Origin of the sequence: Arthrobacter sp. GCM10027362, assembly GCF_042679445.1 — a bacterium.
In the GTDB taxonomy this organism is placed as follows: Bacteria; Actinomycetota; Actinomycetes; order Actinomycetales; family Micrococcaceae; genus Crystallibacter.
This window is the reverse complement of the sequence record NZ_JBHTML010000006.1, coordinates 38,023-64,944: the sequence shown is the minus strand read 5'-3', so window position 1 is coordinate 64,944 and position 26,922 is coordinate 38,023. Positions and strand designations below refer to the sequence as shown.

The 26,922-nt window shown below is 69.6% G+C and carries 25 protein-coding genes; 11 read left to right on the top strand and 14 right to left on the bottom strand.

Features of this window, described 5'->3' with window-relative positions:
• On the bottom strand, window positions 1-1,023 hold a 1,023-nt coding region (locus tag ACFQ36_RS02425), incomplete at its 3' end, for a phosphoribosyltransferase (protein ID WP_377010246.1).
• Window positions 1,024-1,212: 189 nt separating this feature from the next.
• Between ACFQ36_RS02425 and ACFQ36_RS02420 the strand changes: the two genes are divergently transcribed.
• A complete protein-coding gene (locus ACFQ36_RS02420; protein ID WP_377010244.1) occupies window positions 1,213-1,848 on the top strand; it encodes a LysE family translocator in 636 nt (211 codons plus the stop codon).
• 120 nt (window positions 1,849-1,968) lie between these two features.
• Here the strand turns inward: ACFQ36_RS02420 and ACFQ36_RS02415 are convergent, their stop codons facing one another.
• From ACFQ36_RS02415 to ACFQ36_RS02400, 4 genes are all read right to left on the bottom strand, one after another.
• Window positions 1,969-2,715 carry a maleylpyruvate isomerase family mycothiol-dependent enzyme gene (locus ACFQ36_RS02415; RefSeq protein ID WP_377010242.1) on the bottom strand — a complete coding sequence of 249 codons (747 nt, stop codon included), beginning with the start codon at window positions 2,713-2,715 and terminating at the stop codon, window positions 1,969-1,971.
• A gap of 132 nt (window positions 2,716-2,847) precedes the next feature.
• Window positions 2,848-3,684 (bottom strand): fumarylacetoacetate hydrolase family protein, encoded by an 837-nt coding sequence (locus tag ACFQ36_RS02410; RefSeq protein WP_377010240.1) that lies wholly within the window; start codon window positions 3,682-3,684, stop codon window positions 2,848-2,850.
• Window positions 3,684-4,784, bottom strand: a complete 1,101-nt coding sequence (locus ACFQ36_RS02405; protein WP_377010238.1) for a cupin domain-containing protein — start codon at window positions 4,782-4,784, stop codon at window positions 3,684-3,686. The genes ACFQ36_RS02410 and ACFQ36_RS02405 overlap by 1 nt, the downstream gene beginning before the upstream one ends.
• 103 nt (window positions 4,785-4,887) lie before the next feature.
• Entirely contained in the window at window positions 4,888-5,697 is an 810-nt protein-coding gene (locus ACFQ36_RS02400) for an IclR family transcriptional regulator (RefSeq protein ID WP_377010236.1), read from the bottom strand.
• Between the two features lie 171 nt (window positions 5,698-5,868).
• Here ACFQ36_RS02400 and ACFQ36_RS02395 point away from each other — a divergent pair, with 171 nt between their 5' ends.
• The 3 genes from ACFQ36_RS02395 to ACFQ36_RS02385 all read left to right on the top strand — a co-directional run bounded on the left by ACFQ36_RS02395 (window position 5,869) and on the right by ACFQ36_RS02385 (window position 9,708).
• Window positions 5,869-7,071: an FAD-dependent oxidoreductase gene (locus ACFQ36_RS02395; RefSeq protein ID WP_377010234.1), complete on the top strand. Its 1,203-nt coding sequence runs from the start codon at window positions 5,869-5,871 to the stop codon at window positions 7,069-7,071.
• A 340-nt stretch (window positions 7,072-7,411) separates the two neighbouring features.
• Window positions 7,412-8,200: a response regulator transcription factor gene (locus ACFQ36_RS02390; RefSeq protein ID WP_377010232.1), complete on the top strand. Its 789-nt coding sequence runs from the start codon at window positions 7,412-7,414 to the stop codon at window positions 8,198-8,200.
• Between the two features lie 2 nt (window positions 8,201-8,202).
• Window positions 8,203-9,708 (top strand): sensor histidine kinase, encoded by a 1,506-nt coding sequence (locus ACFQ36_RS02385; protein WP_377010230.1) that lies wholly within the window; start codon window positions 8,203-8,205, stop codon window positions 9,706-9,708.
• Here ACFQ36_RS02385 and ACFQ36_RS02380 read toward each other — a convergent pair.
• Window positions 9,705-10,256, bottom strand: coding sequence for a helix-turn-helix domain-containing protein (locus ACFQ36_RS02380; protein WP_377010228.1), 552 nt, complete (start codon window positions 10,254-10,256; stop codon window positions 9,705-9,707). The genes ACFQ36_RS02385 and ACFQ36_RS02380 overlap by 4 nt on opposite strands.
• A 32-nt stretch (window positions 10,257-10,288) precedes the next feature.
• Here ACFQ36_RS02380 and ACFQ36_RS02375 point away from each other — a divergent pair, with 32 nt between their 5' ends.
• Together ACFQ36_RS02375 and ACFQ36_RS02370 are read left to right on the top strand one after the other, a co-directional pair.
• The gene (locus ACFQ36_RS02375) at window positions 10,289-11,293 is read left to right on the top strand and encodes a DUF2278 family protein (RefSeq protein ID WP_377010226.1); all 1,005 of its coding nucleotides are present in this window, start codon (window positions 10,289-10,291) and stop codon (window positions 11,291-11,293) included.
• A gap of 442 nt (window positions 11,294-11,735) precedes the next feature.
• Complete coding sequence (locus tag ACFQ36_RS02370) at window positions 11,736-13,130, top strand: helix-turn-helix domain-containing protein (RefSeq protein WP_377010224.1); 1,395 nt, start codon at window positions 11,736-11,738, stop codon at window positions 13,128-13,130.
• A gap of 39 nt (window positions 13,131-13,169) precedes the next feature.
• Here ACFQ36_RS02370 and ACFQ36_RS02365 read toward each other — a convergent pair whose 3' ends face one another.
• From ACFQ36_RS02365 to ACFQ36_RS02330, 8 genes are all read right to left on the bottom strand, one after another.
• The gene (locus ACFQ36_RS02365; protein WP_377010222.1) at window positions 13,170-13,634 is read right to left on the bottom strand and encodes a nuclear transport factor 2 family protein; all 465 of its coding nucleotides are present in this window, start codon (window positions 13,632-13,634) and stop codon (window positions 13,170-13,172) included.
• Between the two features lie 34 nt (window positions 13,635-13,668).
• Window positions 13,669-15,351 (bottom strand): FAD-dependent oxidoreductase, encoded by a 1,683-nt coding sequence (locus tag ACFQ36_RS02360; protein WP_377010220.1) that lies wholly within the window; start codon window positions 15,349-15,351, stop codon window positions 13,669-13,671.
• Window positions 15,352-15,693: 342 nt separating this feature from the next.
• A complete protein-coding gene (locus ACFQ36_RS02355) occupies window positions 15,694-16,128 on the bottom strand; it encodes a CBS domain-containing protein (RefSeq protein WP_377010218.1) in 435 nt (144 codons plus the stop codon).
• 148 nt (window positions 16,129-16,276) lie between these two features.
• Window positions 16,277-17,356: an MBL fold metallo-hydrolase gene (locus ACFQ36_RS02350; protein WP_377010216.1), complete on the bottom strand. Its 1,080-nt coding sequence runs from the start codon at window positions 17,354-17,356 to the stop codon at window positions 16,277-16,279.
• A gap of 26 nt (window positions 17,357-17,382) precedes the next feature.
• Entirely contained in the window at window positions 17,383-18,198 is an 816-nt protein-coding gene (locus ACFQ36_RS02345) for an ABC transporter ATP-binding protein (RefSeq protein WP_377010214.1), read from the bottom strand.
• Window positions 18,199-18,200: 2 nt separating this feature from the next.
• A complete protein-coding gene (locus ACFQ36_RS02340; RefSeq protein ID WP_377010212.1) occupies window positions 18,201-19,007 on the bottom strand; it encodes an ABC transporter permease in 807 nt (268 codons plus the stop codon).
• A complete protein-coding gene (locus ACFQ36_RS02335) occupies window positions 19,004-19,864 on the bottom strand; it encodes an ABC transporter permease (RefSeq protein ID WP_377010250.1) in 861 nt (286 codons plus the stop codon). Before ACFQ36_RS02335 ends, ACFQ36_RS02340 begins: the two co-directional genes overlap by 4 nt.
• Window positions 19,861-20,844, bottom strand: coding sequence for an ABC transporter substrate-binding protein (locus ACFQ36_RS02330; protein WP_377010209.1), 984 nt, complete (start codon window positions 20,842-20,844; stop codon window positions 19,861-19,863). Before ACFQ36_RS02330 ends, ACFQ36_RS02335 begins: the two co-directional genes overlap by 4 nt.
• Window positions 20,845-21,004: 160 nt before the next feature.
• On the opposite strand from ACFQ36_RS02330, the gene ACFQ36_RS02325 reads away from it, so the two are divergent.
• The 5 genes from ACFQ36_RS02325 to ACFQ36_RS02305 all read left to right on the top strand — a co-directional run bounded on the left by ACFQ36_RS02325 (window position 21,005) and on the right by ACFQ36_RS02305 (window position 26,914).
• Entirely contained in the window at window positions 21,005-21,916 is a 912-nt protein-coding gene (locus ACFQ36_RS02325; protein WP_377010207.1) for a LysR family transcriptional regulator, read from the top strand.
• A complete protein-coding gene (locus ACFQ36_RS02320; RefSeq protein ID WP_377010205.1) occupies window positions 21,913-22,875 on the top strand; it encodes an AraC family transcriptional regulator in 963 nt (320 codons plus the stop codon). The genes ACFQ36_RS02325 and ACFQ36_RS02320 overlap by 4 nt, the downstream gene beginning before the upstream one ends.
• A gap of 244 nt (window positions 22,876-23,119) precedes the next feature.
• A complete protein-coding gene (locus ACFQ36_RS02315; protein WP_377010202.1) occupies window positions 23,120-24,916 on the top strand; it encodes an FAD-dependent oxidoreductase in 1,797 nt (598 codons plus the stop codon).
• A gap of 2 nt (window positions 24,917-24,918) precedes the next feature.
• Window positions 24,919-25,995 (top strand): maleylacetate reductase, encoded by a 1,077-nt coding sequence (locus tag ACFQ36_RS02310; protein ID WP_377010200.1) that lies wholly within the window; start codon window positions 24,919-24,921, stop codon window positions 25,993-25,995.
• Between the two features lie 10 nt (window positions 25,996-26,005).
• Window positions 26,006-26,914, top strand: a complete 909-nt coding sequence (locus tag ACFQ36_RS02305) for a dioxygenase (RefSeq protein WP_377010198.1) — start codon at window positions 26,006-26,008, stop codon at window positions 26,912-26,914.
• Window positions 26,915-26,922: the final 8 nt, after the last annotated feature.

The following is a 26,922-nucleotide window of genomic DNA, read 5'->3' as shown; positions in this document are numbered from 1 at the left end:
GGCGGCCGCCCACAGCGCGGCGCCGGCACCGGTACTGGCGCCGAAGTAGCCAATCCGGCAGCCCGGCGCATCCGGGCGGTCCAGCACCCAGCGGGTGGCCTCGGCCAGCCGCCCGGCCAGCAGCCCGATGTCGAACACATTGGCCCGGTCCAGCTCCTCGTGCGGGGTGAGCAGGTCCAGCAGCAGCGTGCCCAGGCCCGACTGCTCCAACTGCTGGGCGACGTACCGGTTCCGCGGGCTGAAGCGGCTGCTGCCGCTGCCGTGGGCGAACAGCACGACGGCGGCGGCCGGCTCGGGCAGGTACAGGTGCCCGGCGATGGCCTGCTCGCCCACCGGGATCTGCACGTCGCCGTCGAAATCCGGGGTGTTGCCGGCCCGCTCGCCGTCCGCGAAGCGCTTGGCCGCGGCGTCCAGCAGGACCACCACCTCGTCATCGGTGGTCGGGGAAAAATCCCGGTAGTGGCAGCCCACGGCGGTGAAGTGCGACGGCGTGCTCAGGCACACCATCTCATCCGGGCCCTCGAGGTCCCGCAGGGCCTCCTTGGGCGCCACCGGGACCGCGAGGATCACCTTGGCAGCACCAAGATGCCGGGCCACCTGGCAGGCAGCGCGCGCCGTGGAACCGGTGGCCACGCCGTCGTCCACCACCAGGGCGGTACGGCCCTGCAGCGGGGTCCGCGGCCGGCCGCGTCGGAAGCGGTCCACCCGGGCCTGCAGGATTTCACGTTCGCGCTCCTCGACCCGCTGCAGATCCGCCTCCCCCACCCGGGCCTGGGCCAGGATCCGACGGTCCAGCACCCGCGCGCCGCCCTCGCCGATGGCGCCCATGGCCACCTCGGGCTGATACGGCACGCCGAGCTTGCGCACCACGATCACATCCAGCGCCGCACCCAGGGACTGCGCCACCTCATAGGCCACGGGGACACCGCCGCGCGGCAGGCCGAGCACCACCACGTCCTGGCCGCGCAGATACTCCAGCCGCGCGGCCAGTTGCCGCCCGGCGTCCACCCGGTCTTCGAACATCTCCTGTGCCGCCCTTCCGGCCGACGGCATGCCAGCGGGACGCCGTCGGAAGATGGCCGGCAGCCCGTTCCGCATGGTTCCCGCACGTCCTGCACCCGATCCTTGTCCCGGCAGCAGGTGGTGTCAATAGGTCCCGGCAGCCAAGGCTGCCATTTAGAATTACGGCCAGACAGACCAGGAAGACCCGCCATGCCTCCGCTGCCCAACCTGCTGGCCTTTGCCGTCACGGCCTTTGTCCTGATAGCGGTACCGGGGCCGAGCGTGCTGTTCGTCATCGGCCGGTCGCTGGCGCTGGGCAGACGCGGCGGGCTGCTGAGCGTGCTGGGCAACGCACTGGGGATGCTGCCGCAGATCCTGGCCACCGCCATCGGGCTTGGGACGGCCGCGGCCCAGTCCGCAACGGTCTTCACCGTGATCAAATTCCTGGGCGCCGGGTATCTGGCCTATCTGGGCATCCAGGCCATCAGGCACCGCCGGCAGCCACCGGCCACCGCGCCGGCAGCCGTGCCCCGCAGCATGCGGCGGCTGCTGCGCGAGGGCTTCCTCGTCGGGGCGACCAACCCGAAATCGCTGGTCTTCTTCGTGGCGGTGCTGCCGCAGTTTGTGTCCGTCCCGGCCGGCTCCGTCCCGCTGCAGCTGGCCGTGCTGGGCCTTGTCTTCCTGGTCATCGCGCTGGTGTGCGACAGCATGTGGGCGCTGGCCGCCGGCACGGCGCGGGACTGGTTCGCCCGCTCGCCCGGGCGGATATCCGCGCTGCGGGCAGCCGGCGGGACGATGATGATCGCCCTCGGCGGCCTGCTGGCCCTGGCGGCCAGGAGAACCTGAGACAGGGCAGGCGACGGCGGTGCCCGGTCCGCATCCGCGGGCGGCACACCGCCGTCGGTGTTGGTCCCGGTACGCCCGCTCCCCGCTATCCGGTCACCGGGCTCCCGTCACCGGGCGGGGCTAGAGCCAGCGCGGTGCCGGTCCGGGTTCGCCGTGCCTGCTGGAGGTTAGGCCGCGGGTGTGGCGGCCGGCGGCCCACGCGGTGATCTCCGCCAGGGAACCGCTGACAATCTCCGGGTCGGGGGCGTCCAGGTCCCCGAGCTCGGTGAGCGCCGGGGCGCCGGAGATTTTCAGGACCAGGTCCTTGTCGCTCCCCCGGGCGTGCCAGGCTGCGGCGATGTCTTTCAGCAGCCGCTCGAGCACGGGGGCCGGGATGTCGGCGAAGGACGCCCCGTTGGCCAGGTCCACGGCGTGGACCCAGACCTCGCGGGTGCGCATCCAGACGGTTTCGGTGGCGGGGACGGTGCGGCCCTGGGCGGTTTTGACCCGGCGGGCCCAGGCGTGCGGCGGGGTGTCGCGCCATTCGACGTTCAGGTGGATCGCCGAGTGCTCGACCAGGTGGCGCAGGGCGGCCGGGGGCAGGGTGGCCCCGTACTCGATCTCCTCGTTGCGGGCCCGGGCCGAGGCGTACATCGGGGTTTCCACCCCGGTGTTGGCCCATTCCATCAGCCTTGCGATGGCGCGGGCGTTGTAGCCCACGTGCGCGATGACGTGGGCCCGGGTCCAGCCCGGCAGCAGCGAGGGCCCGGACAGGTCCTCGTCGGACAGTTCGTTCAGCTTGCGGCCGAAGAACGCGGTGCCGCGCCGGGCGGTCAGCAGCGCCTCGAGCAGGGCCGGATCCGTCGCCAGGTCCTGGCGTGCAACCATAATGCGGTCTCCTCTAGGTAGTCGGGGCGCGGTCCGGCCTGTGGGGGCAGACCGGACCGCGCAGGTGGCACGACCGGGATCGTGGGGACAAAGCCCGGCCATGCGGGGATCCTGCACAGCGGTGCAGGAGGTCTACACGGCGGCGCCGACCGTGGCCGCCGCGCGGTTGGCCAGGGTGCCGATGCCCTCGATGACGGTCTCCACGACCTGGCCGTGCCTCAGGTAGCGGGCCGGGGTGCGGGCGTGGCCGACGCCGCCGGGGGTGCCGGTGATGATCACGTCCCCGGGGTTGAGGGTGATCATGGTGGAGATGTAGGAGATGAGGAACTCCGGGCCGTGGACCAGGTCGGCCGTGGAGGCCTCCTGCATCACCTGCCCGTCGACCAGGGTGCGGATCGCCGGCCCGGGGGTCCACTCATCGGGGGTGACCAGGACCGGGCCCAGCGGGGTGGACTTTTCCCAGTTCTTGCCCTGCAGCCACTCCTTCGTGCGGAACTGCCAGGTGCGCATGGACACGTCGTTGCAGATGGAGTAGCCGGCGATGTGCGCGGCGGCGTCCTCTTCGCGGATCCGGCGGCCGGGTTTGCCCACGATCACGGCCAGTTCGGCCTCCCAGTCGATGGCGGTGTCCTCTTCGGGCAGCTCGATGTCGTCGCCGGCGCCGATGAGCGTGTCGGCGTACTTGGCGAACAGCGTCGGGTATTCGGGCAGGTCCCGGCCCATTTCCAGGATGTGGGTGCGGTAGTTCAGGCCCACGCACACGATCTTGGACGGGTGCGTGACCACCGGGGCCAGGTCCGCGCCCTCGGCCGGACGGACCGGGCCGTCGGCTGCGGCGGCGAGGGTGCGCCAGTCCGGACGGGCCAGCAGCGCCGCGACGTCGGCGAAGCCGGGGATCTGCGTGTAGGTGCCGCCGTCCCGGCGGACGGCGACGGTGCCTTCGGGGGTGCGCAGCGTTGCGAGTCGCATTACTTGGTGTTTCCTTCGGTGTAGGTGCGGTTGAAGTTCAGGCGTTCGATGATGGGCTGGTCGCCGAACTGGAACAGGTCGAACTGCGTTTCGGCCTGCAGGCTGAACGCGGCCCAGGACGGCACGACCACCAGGTCGCCCTGCTCCACGGGGTGGGTTTGCCCGTTGATCACGATGGTGCCGCGGCCTGCGAAGACCTGGTACACGCTGGAGCCGGTCTCGCGGGTCACCGGGGTGGCGGCCCCGGGGCGCAGGCGGTGGAACTGGGCCCGGATGGTGGGCATGACGTCGGACCCGGTGGTGGGGTTGACGAAGCGGACCGCGGCGTGGCCCTGGTGCACGGTGGCCGGGTGGCCCTCGTCCTCCAGCGCCAGCTGCTGGGTCAGGGCCCGGTCGGTGTGCTCCCACCGGTAGGCCCCGATCGGGGAGGAGACGGTGTTGCCCAGGCCCGAGAGCGGGCGCAGGCCAGGGTGGGCCCAGAGCCGCTCGGACCGGGAGAGGTCCGGGGTGGATTCGTCCGTGACCCGTTCGGAACCGAATTCGAAGAACGCGGTGTCGGTGTAGTGCACGAACGGGATGTCCAGCCCGTCGATCCAGGCCATGGGCTGGTCCGTCTCGTTGTGGTGGCCGTGGAAGTGCCAGCCCGGGGTCAGCAGAAAGTCCCCGCGGGACATGCGCACCGGGTCCCCGTTGACCACCGTCCACACCCCCTCGCCCTCGACCACGAACCGGAATGCGTTCTGGGAGTGCCGGTGCTCGGGGGCCGTTTCGTGCCCGCCCAGGTACTGGATCGCCGCCCACAGGGTCGGGGTCGCATACGGGCGCCCGCCCAGGCCCGGATTCGCCAGCGCGATCGCCCTCCGCTCCCCGCCCCTACCCACCGGTACCAGCTCCCCCGAGCGCCGCGCCAGCGGCAGCAGCGTGTTCCACCGCCACACGTGCGCTGCCGCCGCCGGCCTCGGGGCCGCCGGCATCAGGTCCCCGATCTGTGTCCACAGCGGGACCAGATGCTCCGCCGAAAAGTCCCGGTACAGCTCATCCAGCGCCGCGGCCTCCTCCGGCGCCGGATCCGCAGCCACCATCTGGTTCGCAGTCATCATGCCCTCCTCGACATAGGAAATCCGGCGTGACCGGCATTACCCGCAACAGTACGGAAGCATCCCCGCAGCTCCGATTGAATTCTGCTTGGCAGAAAGCCAGCGGTCAGCTCACGCCCTCCGCTTCCGGGAGGAAACCTGCCAGGTCCATTTCCAGCTCAGTCCTGGCGCGGAAGACCTCCCCCACCAGGCCGGCGTCGTACACCTTGCGGAACCGGGTTGCGGGCGTAGCCACACTGAGTGCCCCAAGGACCCGGCCCGCACCGTTGCGGATGGCCACACCCAGGGCGCTGATCCCTTCCTCGGTGCCTTCGAAGTTCGCGGCAAAGCTGTTGTTCCGGACCCTGCGCAGTTCCTCCAGGAATGCCGCAAACTCCCCTTCAGGCAGGGCATCACCGGCATTTTCGGCGCTGCGGCTGCGGTAGAGCTGCGCCAGCACGGAGGGCGGCAGTTCAGCCAGGATGGTCTTGCCGCCGGAGGCGCTGCGGGCCGGAAGCACCGTCCCGCGCCGGTCCCCGACGCGCAGGAGACCGGTCCCCTCGACGGTACTGAGGAAGCGCACCTGGGTGCCCACCCGGATCATCAGGTTCACGGTCTCGTCCAGCCGCATCGCCAGCAGTTCCAGATGGGGCTGTGCAATGGTGCGCAGCTGGGCGGTCCAGCTGATACCTGCCGGGGCGGCTCCCAGCGACGGACCCGGAAGGTAACGTTTCGACTCGTCCTGCACCGCGAACCCGCGGTAGACCAGCATGGCCAAGAGCCGGTGGGCCGTGGACGGCGCCACCCCCAGCTCGGCCGCTGCGTCCTTGAGCCTGATGCCGCCAAGGTCCCGCAGCAGCTGCAGCAGCTGCAGGGCGTTGTCCACCGCTTCGACGGCGTAGGTGGGCCTCTGCCGTTGGATCTTTGGATTCTGCATTCCAGAATTCTATGGCGATGCGCGCGTGCCGTGACCCACAGTCTTTGCAGGCAGCCCGTCACCACGACGCCGAGGACGGCACCGCATCGGCCGGCACGCAGAGCCGCCCCCAACGGCCCCCCACATCGTCAAACCAAGACCCACCATTCCAAGTAGGTAGGAAAGCATCCAATGTCACAGAATGCCCAGAACCCGGACGTCGTGATTGTCGGCGGCGGCATGGCCGGCCTGGCCGGTGCCCTGGCGCTGACCGGGAACGGCGCCAAGGTCACCCTGGTCGAACAGGCACCGGAATTCGGCGAAGTCGGTGCCGGCCTGCAGCTGGCCCCGAACGCCACCGGAATCCTCAAGCGCTGGGGCCTGCTGGACCAGGTCATCAACATTGGTGTCACCCCCAAGCACCTGGTCTTCCGCGATGCCATTACCGGCGAGGAACTAACCCGCCAGGACGTTGGCGGAGACTTCGTGGAGCATTACGGGGCACCCTACGTCGTCGTCCACCGCAGCGACCTGCACCGGATCCTGCTCGAGGCGTGCCGGCGCGCCGGCGTGGTGCTGGTCAATGACGTCCACGTGGAGCGGGTGGAGACCGTGGACAACCGGGCCCGGGTCTTCGCCACCGGCGGCGCCGTTTACGAGGCCGACGCCGTGATCGGCGCGGACGGACTGAAGTCCGCACTGCGCCGGCAGGTCGCCCAGGACGAGCCGGTCTCCTCCGCCTATGTGGCCTACCGCGGCGCCGTCCCGGTGGCCGAGATCGAGGATGTGCAGGACCTCGAGGACGTCGTCGTCTACCTCGGCCCGAACTGCCACCTGGTGCAGTACCCGCTGCGCAAGGGCGAACTGCTCAACACCGTGGCCGTGTTCGAGTCCCCCTCGTTCGAGCAGGGCGTGGAGCAGTACGGCGACGTGGACGAACTCGAAGAGGCCTACAAGGACTGCGTGCCGGAGGTGCGCAAGGCGCTGACCAACCTGGGCCGCAGCATCCGCTGGCCCATGTACGACCGCGAACCGATCCCCAACTGGGTCAGCGGGCGCATGGTGCTGATGGGCGACGCCGCCCACCCTGTGCTGCAGTACCTGGCCCAGGGCGCCTGCCAGGCGCTCGAGGACGCCGCCACCTTGCAGGACCTGAGCCGGGGCACCGTCTTCACCGGCCACGGCATCGACCCGGCGGCCTGGGACGGGGTCATGAAGTCCTTCAACGACGTGCGGGCCCCGCGCACCGCCCGGGTGCAGCGCACCGCCCGCGTCTGGGGCGAGTCCTGGCACGTGGACGGCATCGGCCGGACGCTGCGGAACATGCTGTTCCGGAAGCGCGGCGACGACTTCGAGTACACCGACTGGCTCTACGGCGAGAACGCCGCCAGGTAGGCCGACAGCGGAAGGCCTGCCGGGACGGTGCGCTCGCCGCGCCGCCCCGGCGGGCCCTGCCCATCCGCCTGCCGAGTGAGCCCCATGGGCGTTCCTTCCCACTTTTGGACCGTCCTGCCCAGCTTTACCCTTCAAGCAGTGCGCTGAGCTGCGGAGACACCGAGGCTCCGTTTCAAACATGGGCAGGAAGGCCGGGCTTTCCCCAAAAGAGCGCGTCGACTGGCGGTGCCGGATGGCTGCACCAACCGCGGCTGCCGTATCCTTGACGCGGCCGGCCTTCACAGCCCAAGCACAGCCGGGACTCAGGTTTGGACTACCTTCGGCGGAGAGGCTGGTATCCATGGCAACCCCTTACACCACCGGCAACCTGCCCGCGCTGGCCCACCCGGACGGCTCCCCCATCCGCGCCCTCGTGGTCGACGACGAGCCCAGCCTCTCCGAACTGATGAGCATGGGCCTGCGGATGGCAGGCTGGGCAGTGGCTGTGGCCGAGGACGGCCCGTCCGCGGTGAACCAGGCCCGCGGGTTCCGTCCCGACGTGCTGGTGCTGGACGTCATGCTGCCCGGGTTCGACGGCGTGGAAGTGCTGGGCAGGATCCGCTCCTTCCTCCCGGAGGTCCCGGCCCTGTTCCTCACCGCCAAGGATGCGGTCGAGGACCGGATCACCGGCCTTGCCGCCGGCGGGGACGACTACGTGGCCAAACCCTTCAGCATGGAGGAGGTCATGCTGCGGCTACACCGCCTGGTGCAGCGCTCCGGAGCGGCCGCCCAGGACGACGCCGAGCTCGTGGTTGGGGACCTGGTGCTCAACGTCGACACCCGGGAGGTCACCCGCGGCGGCGAGGACATCCAGCTCACCGCCACCCAGTTCGACCTGCTCCGCTACCTGATGGAGAACCCGCGCCGGGTGGTCAGCAAGGCACAGATCCTGGACCGGGTCTGGGCCTACGATTTCGGCGGCCAGGCCAACATCGTGGAACTGTACATTTCCTACCTGCGCAAAAGGATCGACGCCGGACGCCCGCCGATGATCCACACCGTCCGCGGCGTGGGCTACGTGCTCAAGCCCGCCAGTGAACTGCCCGGGGTCCCCCTGTGCGAAGCACGCGGGGCAGGCAGCGAACGGTAGGAATGTCCGCACTCTCTCTTGCGGTTCCGGGCGGCCGGTTCAATCCGGACAACTGGCAGCTGCGCACCAAGCTGGTGGCGGCCACCTTGGCCCTGCTCGTGGCCATCTGCGCCGTAGTCGGGGGGATCAGCTACGCCTCGATGGATTCCTACCTGACCGGCCAGCTGGAGACCCAGCTGGCCCAGGCCAGCCACCGGGCCAGCGAATTCGGCGGCCTGTCGTCGTCCCCGGGTCTGCGGCCGGACCCGCTGGAGGCACGCGGCCAGGGCGCCGGAACCTTGAACGCACGGATTTTCGACGGCGCGGTGGAAGTGGCCGGCCTGATCGGCCAGGACGGCAGGCGGCTCACCCTGCAGCGTGCCGACGCCGAGATCCTCGCGGACCTGCCGCAGACCGCCGCCGGGGCGGATCCGGCGCCCGTGGAGCGCAGGCTCAGCGCCGGCAGCTACCGGCTGGTGTCGGTAAGAACCGGCTACGGGAACGTGATCGTCACCGGCCTGCCGCTGGCCGCCAAGCAGAACACCCTGGACTCCCTGGTCCTGACCTTTGTGCTGGTGTCCCTGACCGGACTGCTGTTGGCAGGGCTGCTCGGTACGGCGGTCATCCGGCGCACCCTGAAACCGCTGGGGATGCTCTCCGGGGTGGCCGCCAAGGTGTCCCGGCTGCCGCTCGACGCCGGGGAGGTGGCCCTGGCCGTCCGGGTGCCGGCGTCGGCCTCGCGCCCGGGTACCGAGGTGGGCAACGTGGGCCATGCGCTCAACCGTATGTTGGACAATGTGGCCGGGGCGCTGACCGCTCGGCAGCAGTCCGAGATGAAGGTGCGCCAGTTCGTCGCCGATGCCTCGCACGAGCTGCGCACGCCGCTGACCGCACTGCGCGGCTACACGGAGATGCTCAAGCTCACCGAGAAGTTTTCCCCGGACGGGCAGAAATCGCTGGAGCGGCTCCAGAGCCAGTCGCTGCGGATGGGCCGGCTCGTGGAAGACCTGCTGACCCTGGCCCGGTTGGACGAGGGCCAGCCGCTCAAGCTCGGCCCGGTGGATCTGACCCAGCTGCTGGTGGAGACCGTGGCAGACCAGAAAGTGATCGCCCCCGGGTACCGGTGGGTGCTGCAGCTGCCGGAGGAGCCCGTGGAGGTCACCGCCGACGGAGCCAAGCTCCACCAGGTGCTGGTGAACCTGCTCAGCAACGCCCGCAAGCATACGGACCCCGGGACCACCGTCACCGCCGCGGTGGCCCGCTCCGGCTCCGGGGAAGCGGTGATCACGGTGACCGACGACGGCCCGGGCATCCCGCCGGAGCTGCAGCAGACGGTGTTCTCCCGCTTCACGCGAGCGGACCAGGCCCGCACCGGCACGGACGGCACCACCGGCCTCGGGCTGTCCATCGTGCAGGCGGTCGTGGAAGCCCACGGCGGCAGCGTAGAGCTGGCCTCGCAGCCGGGGCGGACGGAGTTCGCAGTGTACCTGCCGGGCCGGGGCTGCGCGGCTACGGCTGCTTCCGCTTAGCGCCGGGCAGGTCCCGCAGGTTGCTGCGCGCCATGCTCACGGCGTCGCCCGCGCCCTTGCCGGGGACGATCGTGGACATCGCCGTCGCGAAGCCGAAAACCTGTGCCCACCCGCAGCGTGGACTCGGACTCGATGCCGTCGATGAACTGGATGTTGCCCCCGCGCAGGACCATCAGCTGCACGGTCTCGCCCAGCAGGTTGTGCAGTTCCAGCAGGGGGCGGCGGGCGCATTCGCGCAGCCGGTTGATCGAGAAGGACTCCACGGTGTTCTCCGCCAGCGCCGGGCCGAGCCGGTAGCGCCGTTCCCGGTCCTGGCTGGCGAAGCCGCGGAAGGCCAGCGCGGACAGCAGCCGGTGGGCCGTGGAGGGGGCCACACCCAGGTGCGCTGCCGCGGTCTTGACGGAGACCGGACCGCGCTCGCGCATCAGCAGAATCAGGACCAGCGCGCGGTCCACGGACTCCACGGGCGACATCTCGGCAACGGGCATGTAGGCATTATGCCTGCCGCCGGTGCGGCCGGCGGTTCCAATAACGGTCCGGGTGTTCACTGGGGATATCAGACCACAGCCGGGAGGGCACCATGCCATTGAAGAAATACGGAGTGCTGGCGGCCGCCGCCGTCGGCAGCCGGCGCGAAGGCTCCGCCGATTCGCCGCACTACCAGATCGAGCTGCGCGATGCCGCGGGCACGCACTACCGGGCCGCGGTGAACGTCCTTTCCGCCCAGGCCCCGTCCGAACTGCTCTACCTCGCCGTCGAGGACTTCCGCCATCCGCTGCTCGCCCTGCTGCCGGACACCGCGGCCGGCTGGACGCCGTTGCCGCCGGGTCCGGGGCGCGCCAACCTGGACTTCATCCGCGGCAACCTCTTCGACCGGGCGGACATGCGTACCCTGCCGCCGGACGTGGCCGGTCCGGACAACGACCTGGCGGACAAGCTGGACCACTACGTGCAGCGGGCCATCGCGGACCCCGGGGCGCTGCTCTACGTCTTCGGCGACCGGTGGGGACCCGAGGACCGTACCCGGGACAAGATCTTCGGCTTCCTGCCCGGCAACGGGGTCCACGATGTGCACATGAACCAGGGCAACAGCGGCGAGTATGTGCGCGACGACGGCGTCTGGCAGGACGGCGGCCTGCTGATCCGCTTCCCCGGCGAAGACCGCTGGGTCGCCGTCTTCCTGGCGTTCCAGAGCCAGTCCTGGCATACCGACGACGCTACCGGCCATGCCATCGGCGGAGTCGGCCCGGTGACCGAGGCCGGGGCGATGCGGATCCTGGCCGCCGTGGCCAATCCCGATGGCGGCGCGCCGGAGGACGAAAGCGTGCTGCTGATCAACGCATCCGCGGACCCGGTGGACCTGACCGGCTGGCGGCTGGCCGACCGGCTCAAGAACAGCTGCCCGGTGCCGGCCGCGGGGCCCCTCCCGGCCGGCGAAACCCTGCGCGTGCCCGTCACGGCACCGACCCAACTGGGCAACGGCGGCGGCCAGATCACGCTGCTCGACGCCGCGGGGCTGAAAGCGCACGGTGTGGCCTACACCAAGGAACAGGCACAGCGGGAAGGCTGGACGATCACGTTTTGAGGCAGTGAACGCCGCCGTCCTTACTGCACCGTCTCCCGGCCGTCTTCCACGCCGGCATGCCCCGTCCCGAACGGCTTCGGGCGCAGCGTCAGCGACACGGCCCCGCTCCAGTGATCCCGCTGTCCGCCGGCTCCAGGGCGGTTTCATGGTTTTCCTCCTGTTGCCGGCAGACCGCCTGGCTGCCGGGCGTCCGGGCGGGTCCGTTTTGGGCAAGGACAGCGCCGGCGGCAGCCTCCGGGCCGCCGCGCTGTGCGCCCGTGGCCACGACGGTCCGGTGGTGCTTCCCCGGCGGGAGGCACCGCCGTTTTCGTCTCCCAGCCCCGGGCCGGTGTAAGGACGCTCCCGACGCCGTCATGTTGTTGACAAGTCTCCAACACGGCAGGATGATGTGAAGCACGTCACCATCCAGAGTGCCCGGCGTTTCTCCTCGAGGGGGATCTTGGTGCAAGCTCGGTTCGCCCTCGAGCGGCAGCGCAGCGATTTTTTCGACCGCGGGCTGGCCGGCCCCGGCCTGCGGCCCGAACTGCTCGAATCCTGGCACCGCAGCAAGGCCATGGGCGTGGCCCCCGACCAGGCCGCGCCGCCGGCCGTGCCGGCCGGGAGCCTGGACCGCAGCCTGGAGCGGCTGCTGTCCGGTCCGCTGGACCACTATGCCCAGTCCCTGGCGGACACGGGGCTGTCGCTGCTGCTGGCCGACGGCAACGGAGCGATCCTGTCCCGCTGGTGCACCGAAACGCGGCTGGCCTCGGCCTTGGACCGGATCAATTCCATACCGGGCGCCGTGTTGTCCGAAGCCACCGTGGGCACCAACGGGGTGGGCACGCCGCTGGCCGCGCGGCGGCCGGTGGAGATTTCCCGCGCGGAGCATGTGGCGGACCTGTACCGGTCCATGGCCTGCGCCGGCGCCCCGGTCCGGGACCCGTTCACCGGGGAGATCCTGGGCGTGGTGGCCATTGCCGGCCAGGTGAAGGACGATTCCACCGCGCTGCTGCCGGTGCTTGACCGGCTGCTGGCCGGGCTGAGCCGGCAGGTCTTCGCGGCTCCCCGGCCTCCGGATCCGGATCCGGAGGCCATCCGGTCCACGGCAGGCGGCTTTCCGCTCCGGCCCGAACTGCAGGCCCGTGCCGAACGCCTCCGGCGGGCCGGCGGGCTGGGCCTGGTCACCGGGGAACCGGGCAGCGGCAAGACCGGCCTCGCATCCGGCCGCGGGCAGCCGCTGTCCGTGCCGGTTCGGATCCTGGACGCCCGGCTGGAGCAGCTGTACGGCACCGCCGGCTGGCTGCGCGAAGCCCGGGCGGCACTCTCCGCGCCGGGCAGTGTGGTCATCCGCCACGTCTTCGCGCTATCCGCGCTGCCGGCGCTGAAGGCCCTGCTGGCCGGCCGCCGCCGCGGGTGCGCGGTTTTTCTGACCGCCAATGACGCCGACCTGTCCGGACACGAACAGCTCGGGGCCGTCCGGCTGGAGGTTCCGGCGCTGCGCGGGCGCCCTCGGGAGCTGGAGTCGATGCTGGCCGCCGCAGTGCGCGGGCGGGCCTGGTCGCAACGTCCGTTCGCGCTGGACGCGGCGGCCCGGCGGGCGCTGCTGGATTATCCGTGGCCCGGGAACCTGGCCGAATTCGCCGCCATCATGGATGAACTGTCCGCCTCTCCGCCGGCCGGTCTGGCGGACCTGCCGCGGCAGATCCGCGATCATGCCCGCCCGGGCGGGCTGCTGCAGCGGTCCGAAGCCGAGGCGATCGACCGGGCCATCGCGGCCGCCGGCGGCAATATCAGCGAGGCGGCGCGCCTGCTCGGCATCGGCCGGGCGACCCTGTACCGGAAGCTACGCGGGAAGTGACGACGCCGGCGGGAGCTGTCCGCCGGCGTCGTCCGGTACCTATTTTTCGCCCAGCCAGGGGTAGCGTCCGGTGTCCTTGCCGGCATAGTCCGGGTCCAGGTAGATGAACACCCGGGTGATCTTCCAGTCGCGGATCTCGAAGACGTCGCACCAGCGGCCGGCCGCGGAGTCCGGCACCCCGGCCCGCCAGGGGCCGTCCCGGTGCTCGCCGTAGCTGGTGCCTTCGGCCACGATGGTGTCGGATCCGGAGAAGATCCAGTTGAAGGTGGCGTAGTCGTGCCGGATGGACTTCAGCGTCCCGCCCACGTCGCCGAAGAGCTTGCCGATCTCCTCGTGGCCGTTGGCGATGCCCCACTTGGGGAAGTAGACCTGCGCGTCGGTGCTGAACAGGTCCAGAATGCTGCCGCCGTCGGACGTCACCCCGCCGTTGTCGAAGGCCTTCAGGTACTCCAGCGCCACGGACTTGCGCTGTTCGTCGGTCATGGTCTGTGTGGCCAGGGCCATGTGTCCTCCTTGGTAAGTCCTGATAAGTAGCGGGTCAGACGGCGGCTGCGGTTTCCGGTGTCGCCGCGGTTTCCTCGTGCGCGGCGTTGGCCGCGCGGTAGGCCTGGGCGATGATCGGACCGATGGTCGCCCCGCCGGCCCAGTAGGCCTGGGCGGAGGCCGACGCCGTGCAGTTGCCCACCCCGTACAGGCCCGGGATGGGCTCCTCCTCGACGTCGACAATCCGGCCGTGCACGTCGGTGCGCGGCCCGCCCTTGGTGTCCAGCGTGCCGCCGGTGACCAGCGCCGCGTAGTACGGGCCTTCGGCCGAAATCGGCGCCATGGTCGCGTTGGGCTTGTCCGGGTCCTCCTTGACCGGGCCGTTGAAGACGAACTGGATGGGCTGTCCGCCGCGATGGAAGTCCTCGTCCACGCCGGCTTCGGCGAAGCCGTTGAAGCGCTTGATGCTGGCGCGCAGGTTCGCCACGAAGTCCGGCTCGAGCGCGAGCCCGCCGGTATGGGCCCTGACGGACTCCAGCCGCGCGGCAATGTTGGCGGCCAGTTCCTCGAACGTATCGCCCTTGATCACGTGGTAGTCGGGCGTCCCTTCGGGCACGATCAGCCGGCCGTATTCGTCGCTGGCCGAGTGCTCCTGCGAGCGCCGGTCCCAGATCTGGATCATGACCAGGTTCGGGTATTCGGCCTTGTCCGGATCCCAGCGGAAGAAGTGCTGGGCCAGTTCGTTGTAGGGCAGCTTCTCGTTGACAGTGCGCCGGCCGGCCTTGTTGACGAAGATCGTCGAGTCCCCGGCGACGGAGAACATGCCGGACATTTCCGGGTCGCGGCGCAGCGCCTTCTCCAGCGGGATGGGGCACATCCAGGCGTGGTTCATGTTCCGCAGCTGCACGCCGGAGCGGGAGGTGATCCGGACAATGTCGCCTTCGTTGGTCAGGGCCCCGCAGCCGCCGTAGGCCGGGACGCTGAGGAAGTTGTAGCGCAGCTGGGGATCGTGGGTGAAGCCGCCGGTGGCGAAGACCACGGCCTTCCGCGCCCCGACGCGCACGGTCCGCCCGTCCGGCGTCGTCGCTTCGACGCCCACGACGCGGCCGCCGTCGACGATCAGCCGCTGGACCCGGTGGGACAGGCGCACGTCCACGCCGTCGCGGTAGGCGGCCCTGCTCAGCGAGGCCACGGCGACCTTGCCGCCGTCGGACATGGACTCGCGGGCGCCGGCCGGCACCAGGACCCGGCCCTTGGCCGCCTCGTCCTCGGGGATCTGGGACCAGTAGTCCGGCACCTCCGGGCAGGGGCGGTACACGAGCGCATCCTTTTCGGCCAGCAGTTCGACGGCATCCGAGGCGGTACGGTAGAAGGCCCGGTAGGCGTCGAACTCCCACCGGTCCTTGCCGAGCGTGGGGCTGTCCGGATCGTAGGACTGCGGCCGGGAGAGCCGGGCGACGTAGCGCAGGAAGGCCTCCTCCTCGTCCACGATCCCGGCCTCGCGCATGGGCCTGTTGTTCGGCACCCAGTACCAGAAGGCGGCCTTGTTGGCGGTGCCGCCGAGCTGCGGGGCCTTCTCCAGCAGGATGACGTCGTTGCCCTGCCAGCGGGCGAACAGGGCGGCGGGCAGCCCGCCGGCTCCCCCGCCGGCGACGACGATGTCGGCGACGGTGTCGAAACCGCCCCCGGCGGCGGCCGGGCGGGATGAGGCACGGGCGGCCATGTCGGCTGTATTCACGGTGTACTCCTCAAGCTGTCCTTGCGGTTGCAGTTATGACGGTAGTGACACCGGGACGGCCGCAGCTGTCCCGTTCCGGGACCGGGGTGTCCCATTGCGGGACAGCCGGCAAGATTGGACACAGCCAGAGGGCGGTTCCGCGTCATGGCGCTGTGCCTTGGGCCAGGATTACTCACAAGGCCCTGGCCCGGCCACCGGGCACCGGCGCGAAACGGGCCTGCACAAAGGGAGCGCCACGGAGAAGTCTCCGTGGCGCAAATGCGTTTGTTTATTCGGAGGCGGGCGAGTTCGGCGGCGGCACCGCCCGCCGTCGCCGGGGTCTGCAGAGGCCCCGGACCGTGGCTACATCATCTGCATGGGCTTCTTGGCGGAGATGTGCTCCACCATCTCCCCCACCTTTTGTTCGGTGTAGTTGCGCGCAATATCTCCCTGGCTAATGATACCGACCAGCTTATGGTCGGCGATGACAGGCAGGCGCCGGATCTGGTACTTCTCCATCATCTCGATGGCGGCGTCGATGCTGGCATCGGCGTCGATCCAGTGCGGCTTGCCCTGGGCCAGGTCAATCGCCTTCACTGCCCGGGCGTCCCGGCCCTCGGCCAGGCACTTCACCACGATGTCGCGGTCCGTGATGAAGCCCTTCAGCCTGCCATCGTCGCCGCAGATCGGCAACGAGCCGCAGTCCATGTCCTTCATCATGCGGGCGGCCTCTTCGAGGGTCTGGTCCTCCGCGATACACCGACAATCGGTCGTCATGAATTCACGGACGACACTCATGATTCCTCCTTCATCGATGGGTATCGACGCCGGAGCTTCGGCGCCAGCGCCGATATATCCAGATTACGCCCGGTAGCCGCGAGGGGTGTAGACCGGTCCGGCGGAGCCTCCTTCCTGTTGAAAGAGGCGCCGCCGTCGTTATCCCCGTTCAGCCATCCTGCGGTTCGCCGAGGCCGAAGTGCATCAGGTCCTCGCCGACCACGAGGTTGCCGGAGAATCCGACCTGGGCCTTCTGCCACTTCTCCACCGGGGTGTTCCCGGGCACCAGGTGGGTCAGCACGAGGGTGCTGACCCCGGCCTTTTCGGCCTGCGGGCCCACCTGTTCGATGGCGGTGTGGGCGGCGAGCATGTGCTGCATCAGGTTCGGGTCCGGCTTGGGCGAATCCGGGCCCATCAGTCCGTCGACCCAGTCCAGGTCGATGCACTCGTGCAGCAGAAGGTCCGCGCCGTCGGCGATGGTGACCAGGTTGTCGCAGACTCCGGTGTCCCCGGAGATGACGATGGCACCGTCCGGGGTCTCGAACCGGAAGGCGAAGGCCGGGAAGACCGGGCGGTGGTCGACCAGGATCGCGGTCACGCGCACGTTCTCGTCCCGGTAGATTTCGAAGGGCTCCATGGCCGGGGTGGGGTTCCCGTTCGGGTCATCCCCGGTGCCGGCCGGCAGGGCGATGTCGTGGAACTCGAAGATCTCGCGCAGATCCTGCTTGGCGTTGTCGCGCATGCGGTCATTAATGTCCAGGGCGTAGGCCTGCAGCAGCTTCTCCGAAGACTCCGCCAGCCCGGGGGTCGGGGATTCGGGGTTGAAGACCTCGGGCAGGTGTTCGCGCTTTTCTTCGGCGAAGATCGGCGGCAGCACCCCCCGGTCCCCGGGTCCGTGGACCTGAATGGGCTGCTTCAGGCCGTCCGAGCCGTTGTGCCAGGCCAGCAGCAAAAGGTTCGGGTAGTCGACCATGTGGTCGGAGTGGTGGTGGGTGATGAACACTGCGCGCATGTTGTCCAGGCCCTTCTGGAACCCTGCCGGGCCCAGGCCGGACTTGCGGAACTGGGGGCCCCAGCCCTCGCCGCAGTCGACCAGGTACACCTGGCCGTTGACGGTTACGGCGGTGGAGATGCCGGTGCGGTCCGAGCCGTCCCACCACGGCGGGCCCCCGGCGGTGCCCAGCAGGGTCACGCGTGTGCGGTATTTGGCGGCGTCGGCCGCGGCAAGCGGCAGGTACTTGCGGGTCATGGGGTTGTCTTCCTCTCGGTGCGGGTTCAGCGGATGGTGGCGTGGGATTTGGCGGACTGGATCAGCTCGAACACCTCGGCGCGCAGCCGGGCGTACTCGGGCAGCAGCTTGGTGTCGCGCTGGTCGCGGGGCCGGGGCAGGTCGACGGCGATATTGCGGCTGACCGTGGTCGGGGCGCCGGAGAGCACGATCACCCGGTCGGCCAGGTAGACGGCCTCATCGATGTCATGGGTGACGAACACGACGGTGGTGTCGAACTCGGCCCGCACCCGCAGGACCAGGTCCTCCAGTTCGATGCGCGTCTGGGCGTCGACGGCGGCGAAGGGTTCGTCCATGAGCAGCACATCCGGCTGGTAGGCCAGGCCGCGGGCGATGGCGGCGCGCTGCTGCATGCCCCCGGACATCTGCCACGGATACAGGCCGCCCTTGCCGGCCAGGCCCACGGCCTCCAGCACCGACTCGATCCGGGCGGGCCTTTCGGGTTTGGGAAACTTGTTTTTCATCGGCAGTTCCACGTTCTGCCAAATGGTCATCCACGGCAGCAGCGAGCGGCTGTAGTCCTGGAAGACGACGGCAAGTTTCGCCGGGGGTTCGGTGACTTCCTCGCCCTCGAACACGGTCTTCCCGCCGGAGGGTTCCAGGAGCCCGGCCATGCACTTGAGCAGGGTGGTCTTGCCGGAGCCGGAGGGTCCGACGACGCAGACGAACTCGCCCTTGCGGATTTCGAAGTCGACGCCGGCCAGGATCTGCGCCGGCCCGTAGCTCTTCTGCAGGTCCTGCAACTGCAGCAGCACCGGTGCCGCGGTCTGCGCGGACCCGGCCTGCGGGTAGGTTTCGGTCATTCTCAGGCACCCCTTCCGGAGGCGGCAAGCAGGCCGGCCTGCCAGCGCAGGACGTACCTTTCAATACGGATGAAAACAAGGCTGGCCAGGTAGCCCAGCGCTCCCAGGACCAGGGTGCCGGCCCAGGTTTGGGGCACGGCGAAGGTTTGCTGGGAGTTCAGCAGGTAGTAGCCGATGCCGTTGGTGGAGGCAATCATTTCCGAGACGACGATCAGGATGATCGAGATCTGCAGCGTGGTGCGCAGGCCGGCGAAGATCTGCGGGCCGGCATTGGGCAGGATGACCCAGCGGATCTTTTGGGCCCGGGTGAGCCGGTAGGAGCGAGCCATCTCGGTTAGCTGAGGGTCCAGCGAGCGCACCCCGTCAATGGTGTTCAGCAGGGTGGGCCAGACGGCGCCGAAGGCGATGATCGCAATGTTCATGCCCGCCCCGATGCCGAAGAGCAGCAGCCCCACCGGCAGCAGCACCGGCGGCGGCAGCGACCGCAGGAACTGGATGACCGGCTCGGTTGCCGCGCGCAGCGCCGGGTACATGCCGACCACCAGCCCGGCCGCGATGCCCACGACCGCGGCAATCAGGAACCCGGCCAGGAACTTGCCGATGCTGGGGACCAGGTTGGCGGCAAAGCCGGGTCCGGCCCAGTCATGGACCAGTGTGCCGGCGATGGTCTGCAGCGAGGGGAAGTACAGCGAGGTGCTCGAGGCCGACCCGATCCACCAGGCCGCCGCGATGGTTACCGGAAGCCAGGCCCGCAGCAGGAAGAGCTTCACTCCGCCGTGTCCTCGGGCGGTGGTGTCGATGGTGCTCACAGGTTTCCCTCCTGTCGGACGGACGGGTGCCAGAACAGCAAGGGCTTCTCCAGGCCCCTGAAGGCCGCGTTGATGAGCAGGCCGAGCAGGCCCGCGGCCAGGATCAGCGCGTACATTTCGGCCAGCGCCCCGGCGGACTGGGCCACTACAATGCTCTGGCCCAGGCCCGCCGCCCCGCCGACCATCTCGGTCACCACGGCGACAATGACAGCGATGGAGGCCGAGACCCGCAGGCCGGTCAGCGCGAACGGCAGGATGGAGGGCACCACCAGGCGGCTGATGGTCAGCCACCGGCCCAGCCGGTAGCTGCGCGCCATGTCCGCGCTCACGCCGTTGATCTCCTTGAGTCCGTAGATCAGCTGGGTCAGCAGCGGCCAGATGGCCCCGAACACGATCAGGAACAGCTTCATCCCCGGCGACGGGCCCCAGAGCAGCAGCCCAAGCGGGATCAGCGCCACCGGCGGGATCGGCTTGAGGAACTCCGTGACGAACCAAACCGATTCCTGCACCGGGCGCACCAGCCCGATCAGCAGCGCCAGCGGCGAGGCGATCAGCACGATCAGCAGCAGGCCCGTCAGTGCCACGGACACAGTGTTCCACAGCGTCTGCCAGAATTCGCCCATGCCCAGTTGGGTCACGAACTCGCCCAGCACGGAGGAGCCCGGAGGGATGGAGCCGGGCGGGAAGGCGCCGGTGCGGGCCAGCAGTTCCCAGACCGCGAACACGGCCACCACCGTGCCGGCGCCCAGCAGCGTCCTGCCGGTGCGGCCGGAGGCGAAGCCGCGGCGGGCCGCGGACCTGCGGCCGGCGCCCTTGCGGGCAGGCGCCGGCAACTGCCGGATTTGCGTCGTCGTCATTTCTTCCACACCGCACCTTCCACATCCACGCCGCCGGGCAGGAAACCCAGCCCGCGCATCAAATCGGCAGTATTGGCCAAGGCCGCGGTGTCCAGCTTGTCGCTGTACATCGGCACCCGGATCCTGGCGAAGACGTCCGGCGGCAGCTTGCCGTACTTGGCCAGCACGGCCCCGACCTTCTGCGGATCCCGCGCGGCCTCCACGCTGGCGCGGTTGATGGCCCGGGCGAATTTTTCGACGACGTCGGGATTGGTCTCGATGAACGGCTGCGCGGTGAAGATCACCGTGAAGGTGCCATTGGGCTTGAGCACCGCCGAATACGGGTTGGCCAGGACCCTGGCTCCCTGGGCGACCGACCGGGCGTAGAACGGCTCCACGAGGGAGGCGGCATCCACGGCGCCGCGGGCCAGGGCCGGAATCATGTCCGGGAACGGCATGGCCACGAAGGTGACCTTGGCCGGATCCCCGCCATCGGCCTTGACCGCGGCGGCGGCGGTCACGTGCACGATCGAGCTCAGCGCGTTGACGGCCACGGTGCGGCCTTCCAGGTCCTTGGCGCGGCTGATGCCGCTGCCCGGCGCGGCCACCAGTGCGGAAGGGTCCTTCTTTGGATCCGCGGCGATGGAGGTGCCGTTGGCCACCGCCTCCAGCGGCAAGCCCTTCTGCACGGCGGCCAGGAACGGCGGCGCCGCCGCGGTGCCGAACTGCAGCTGTCCGTTGATCACCGAGGGGGCAATGGCTGCGGCATTCTGCATGACCTGGGTCTTGACGTTCAGGCCCTCGTCCGCGAAATACCCCTCGTCGGCGGCGATGTAGACCGGGGCGAAGTCGGCCACGGGGATCACACCGACCCTGATCGGATCGCCGGACTTGAGCTCCACGGCGCTGCCGCGGCCCACGCCGCAACCGGCCAGCAGGAACACGGCCAGAAGCACCGCCACCGCGGCCAGCCCGGTCCTGGTTTTCGTAGGGACTGTCATGGGACCTGCCTTCCGGGACGGAACACGGCATCGGGCATGGTTCCTCCTTGAACCGGGGAAGGGAATCGTCAGCGTGTGCTGCACATCACTATTCAGGGTCGCCCGAAAGTAGGTAGAGGACAAATATCAATTCGTGCCATACCCCATACAATTTCCGACTATGAATCTGCGTCAGCTCGAGTACTTCCTCACCGTCACTGCCGAAGGGTCTTTTTCCCGGGCCGCAGCAGTGCTGCACATGACCCAGCCGCCGCTGAGCCAGTCGGTCCTGCAACTGGAGAAGGACCTGGGGGCGCAGCTGCTCGTGCGCCACCCCAAGGGCGTGACGCTGACCGAAGCCGGCAGTTTCCTGGCTGCCCAGGGCCGGGAGCTGCTGAGCTGGAGCCGGCACCTGGAGGACCAGGTGCGCAATATGGGGCGGGGCCTGGCCGGACGCCTGCACGTGGCCGCGGTGCCGTCCGTCTCGTGGAGCCACCTGCCGCCGCTGCTGAAGGCCTTCGACCACGCGGCGCCGGGCGTGGAGGTGGAACTGGCCGATCCCGAGCCGGCCGAAGTGCTGCGCCAGGTCGCCGATGGCAGCGCCGACGTCGGCTTCGTAGCCACCGCCGATCCGGCACTGCTCGCTACGGCCCACACCGGCATCACGGTGGATTCGGTGCTGGCCATGCCGCTGGTGGTGGCGCTGCCGCCGCGGCTGGCCCATCTGCCGGAACCGCTGGACCTGGCACTGCTGGCCGGGCAGCCGTGGATCCTGCCCTCCCGCATCCCGGGTTTTCCCGGGCTGATCGAGATCGCCGAACAGGTGTGGCAGGAGGGCAGGATCCGCCCCGGCTCGGTCCGCCATGTCTCCACCCTGCAGACCGCGGTGCCACTGATCAGTGCCGACATGGGCATTGGCCTGATGCCGCGGTCCATCGCCGCCCTCGCCGGTTCCGGCATCCGGTTCCGCGCTCCGGTGCAACCGATCCCGCCGCTGCAGGCGGCCATGGTGCGCTCCCGGCACATGCCGCCCTCGCCGGTGCTGGAGCGTTTCCTCGAGGTTGCGCGGCACACGTACACTGGTGAACTATGACGCAGGGCACAACCGGGACGCGCCCGCACGGTTTGACGCGCTTTTCCACGGCCGGACTGCCCAGGGCGCAGCGGATTGCGCTCTGGGAAGAGCACAATGCCCGCGCCCTGGTCGGGCTGCAGGCCCGCACGCTCACCGGCGGCGTGCTGGAGGCCACGGAGCTGAACCTCATCCTGCCCCGGCTGCAGTTCGCCCAGGTGTCCGGAAACCCGCACGTGGTGGAACGTTCGGCGCGCGAGATCGCCGAGCATCCGGCCGAGGCCGTAGTGGCCTATTTCGCACTGGAGGGCGAAGGCTTTTTCTACCACCGGAACGGCTGCGAAATCCTCAGGCCCGGCCAGGCGATCCTCTACGACGCGGACCAGCCGTTCATGCGCGGGTTCTCGCACGGGCTGAAGGAACTGGCCCTGAAGGTTCCCCGGCGCACCCTGGGCGAACTCACCGGGCAATCCGCGCCGAACCGCCCGAAGGTCTTCAGCTTCCGCGGGCCCGAGGCGGGCTCGGCGCACGCCGAGGCGCTGGCCACGGCGCTGGCGGCAGCACTGTCCGGACGGGCCGGGGACTGGGACCGGCTCGAGGCCACGGCACTGGACCTGCTGGCCGGGATCCTGGGCGAAGGCACGGGCCGGACCGGCCATCTGGCCGCAGCCCAAGCCTTTATTGCCGCCCGGCTGTCCGACCAGAGCCTGTCCGCCGGCCGGATCGCGGCCGCCATCGGCATTTCCGAACGCCAGCTCTCGCGGATCTTCGCCGAGGCCGGCACGAGCGCACCCCGGGCCATCCTGGACGCACGGCTGGACGCGGCACGGCAGCAGCTGCGTTCCCCCGGCACCGCACCCCTGGCCCTGGGCGCGGTGGCCGCGCAGCTGGGCTTTGCCTCGCAGGCGCACTTCTCCCGCAGCTACAAGGACAAGTTCGGCATCTCCCCGCTGCAGGACCGCAAAGCCGCCGCGTCCTGACCGCCGCCCGTCCCCGTCCCTTCATCGATAGAAGAAATGGCGGGGTTCTGAGGGGGTAGTAAGCCCGCTTATTCTTCATTCGGCGAGGAAGGTTGGGCGGCGGTGGGCGTTTTTGCCCGGATCCGCCCGGTTCTTGCCTGTTTCCGCCGTGATGGCCACCACCCCGCCCGCGCGCGGCTGTGAACTGGAACACTCCATAGCAGTCGTCCGGAACAAGACCGGCAACCGAAGTGGAGTACATGCCATGGTGATTTTCAATGACGGGGTCGCCGAGACCAAGACCCCGGATTCCGCCGTCGTCGAGACGGATGTCCTGATTGTCGGCTCCGGCCCGGCGGGTTCATCCGCCGCGCTGTTCCTGTCCTCGCTCGGTGTTCCGAACATTATGATCACCAAGTATCGCTGGACCGCGAACACCCCGCGGGCGCACATCACCAATCAGCGGACCATGGAAATCTTCCGGGACCTGGGCATTGAGGAGCAGGTGCTGGCGGACGCCACCCCGCACCACCTGATCGGGGACACCGTGTTCTGCACCTCGATCGCCGGTGAGGAAATCGGCCGCATCCTGACCTGGGGCAACCACCCGGCCCGCCACGCGGATTACGAACTGGCCTCGCCGTCGCTGAACTGCGACATCCCGCAGACCTACCTGGAGCCGATCCTGGTCAAGAACGCCACGATGCGCGGCACCCAGACCCAGTTCTCCACCGAGTACCTCTCCCACACCCAGGATGCCCACGGCGTCAGCGTCCGGGTGCTCAACCGGCTGCTCGGCACCGAGTACACCATCCGGGCCAAGTACCTGATCGGCGCCGACGGCGCCCGCTCCAAAGTCGCCGCGGACATCGCGCTGCCGTACGAGGGGCAGATGGACATCGCCGGATCGATGAACATCACCTTCAAGGCCGACATCGCCCCGCTCGTGGGGCACCGCCCCTCCGTGCTGTACTGGGTGGTCCAGCCCGGTTCGAACATCGGCGGCATCGGCGCCGGCCTGGTGCGGATGGTCCGGCCGTGGCACGAATGGCTGATCGTCTGGGGCTTCGACATCAGCGAGGGCACCCCCGAAGTCTCCGAGGACGATGCCCGCCGGATCGTGCGCAACCTGATCGGCGTGCCGGACCTGGAGGTGGACATCACCGGCATCTCACTCTGGGGCAACAACGAACAGTACGCAACCCGGCTGCAGGCCGGCCGCGTGTTCTGCGCCGGGGACGCCGTGCACAAGCATCCGCCGAGCAACGGCCTGGGCTCGAACACCTCCATCCAGGACTCCTATAACCTGGCCTGGAAGCTGGCCGCCGTGCTCAAGGGCCAGGCCGGCGAGGAGCTGCTGGAGACCTATTCGGCCGAACGCGCCCCGGTGGCCAAGCAGATCGTGACCCGCGCCAACAAATCCGGCCGCGAGTTCGGCAAGCTGTTCGAGGCCCTGGGCATCGACAAGGCCGAAACCGCGGAGGAAATGCTCGCGCTGATCGAGTCCCGCAAGGACGCCACACCGGAAGGCGCTGCCAAGCGCACCGCGGTGCAGGAGGCCATGGAGCTGAAGAACTACGAGTTCAACGCCCACGGCGTGGAGCTGGGCCAGCACTACGTCTCCACCGCCGTCGTGTCCGACGGCACGGCCAGGCCGGAACCGGTGCGGGACCCGGAACTGTACTACCAGCCGACCACCCACCCCGGCGGCCGCCTGCCGCATGCCTGGGTGGGCGACAACACGCACAAGTATTCCACCCATGACCTGGCCCCCTACGGGGAATTCACCCTCTTCACCGGCATCACCGGCGAAGAGTGGGCGACGGCGGCGCAGAAGGTCGCCGACCAGTTCGGCCTCACCATCAACACCGTGGTGATCGGCCCCGGCCGGGAAATCACCGATCTGTACTTTGACTGGGCAAAGCTGCGGGAAGTGGCCGAAGACGGAGCCGTGCTGGTCCGCCCGGACAAGCACATCGGCTGGCGTTCGCACGCGCTGCCGGCCGACCCCGAAACCGCGCTGCGTACCGCCGTGGCCGCGATCCTGAGCAGGAGCGAATGAGTATGTCGTTGGTTTTTGAGCATGTGACGCTGGGGCAGCGGGTGCTGTTCGGTTCCGGGGAGGCCGCCGGGCACCTGGCCAAGGAGGTCTCCCGGCTGGGAGCGGAGCGGGTGATGGTCATCGCCTCGGAGTTCGAACTGCCCATGGCCCGGCGGGTGGCCGCCGGCATCGACCCGGTCCTGTGGCACACGGACGTGGTGATGCACGTGCCGGTCGAGGTTGCGGAGAAGGCCCGGGCCGCGGCAGCAGAACACAAGGTGGACCTTTTGGTATCCGTGGGCGGGGGCTCGACCACCGGCCTGGCCAAGGCCGTGGCGCTGGAAACCGGGATCCCGATCGTGGCCGTGCCGACCACCTACGCCGGCTCCGAGGCGACGAATGTGTGGGGGCTGACCGAGGCGGCCCGGAAGACCACCGGGACCGATGACCGGGTGCTGCCGGTGAGCGTCCTCTACGATGCGGAGCTGACCGTGTCCCTGCCGGTGGACATGAGCGTGGCCAGCGGGCTGAACGGGATGGCCCACTGCATCGACTCGCTCTGGGCCCCGCGCGCGGATCCGATCAACGCGGCCCTGGCCGCCGAGGGCATCCGCTCCCTGGCCGCCGGCCTGCCGCAGGTGGCGGCGGACCCGGCCGGGCTTCCCGGCCGGGAGCAGGCCCTGTACGGGTGCTACCTGGCCGCCGTGGCCTTCGCCAGCGCCGGGTCCGGGATCCACCACAAGATCTGCCACGTGCTCGGCGGCACGTTCAACCTGCCCCACGCCCAGACCCACGCCACCGTGCTGCCCTACGTGCTCGCCTTCAACGCGCCGGCCGCCCCGGAAGCCGGCAAGCGCATCGCCGCCGCCTTCGGTGCCGGTACCGCACTGGAAGGACTGCAGGCCCTGCGCGAGACCCTGGACGCCCCGCGCGCCCTGGCCGACTACGGCTTCACGCCCGGGGACATCGCCGACGCCGTGCGCATCGCCCTGCCGGCCATCCCGGAGTCCAATCCCCGGAAGGTCACCGAGGCGAACCTCACCGCCCTGCTCGCCGCCGCCACCGCCGGCGAGGACCCCAAGACCCTCACCGATCTCTAAGGACCCCGACATGACCACCATCAAGACCGGCAACGGCGTCAGCGCCGAGCAGGCAGCGATCGAGCAGCAGCTCACCGACCGGGTCCTCGCCAGCTTCGAGAACACCCCGGACCCGCGGCTGAAGCAGCTCATGCAGGCGCTGGCAAGGCACCTGCACGCCTTCATCCGCGAGGTGCGGCTCACCGAGGCCGAGTGGAACACGGCCATCGAGTTCCTCACCGCCGCCGGGCACATCACCGACGAGAAGCGCCAGGAGTTCATCCTGCTCTCGGACGTGCTCGGGGCGTCCATGATGACCATCGCGGTGAACAACGAAGCGGTCGGCAACGCCACCGAGGCCACCGTGTTCGGACCCTTCTTCACCCAGGACGCCCCGGAAATCCCCCTGGGCGGGGACATTGCCGGGGACGCGCACGGGCAGCCCTGCTGGGTCGAGGGCACCGTCACCGACACCGGGGGCACCCCGGTGCCGAACGCCCGGATCGAGGTCTGGGAGGCGGACGAGGACGGCTTCTACGACGTGCAGTACGGCGATTCCCGGGTCGCCGGCCGGGCCCGCCTCTACACCGACGCGGACGGGAACTACCGGTTCTGGGCCCTGACCCCCACCCCGTACCCGATCCCGCACGACGGGCCGGTCGGCAGAATGCTCGAGGCGGTGCGCCGCTCCCCGGTGCGGGCCTCGCACCTGCACTTCATGGTCACCGCCGAGAACCTGCGCACCCTGGTCACCCACATCTTCGTCGAGGGCGACCCGCAGCTCGCGATCGGCGATTCCGTGTTCGGGGTCAAGGACTCCCTGATCAAGCGCTTCGAGCAGCAGGCCCCCGGCACCCCGACCCCCGACGGGCGCGACCTGGGGGACCGCTCCTGGGCCCGCACCCGCTTCGACATCGTCCTGGCCCCCGAAAACACCTGATACGGGAC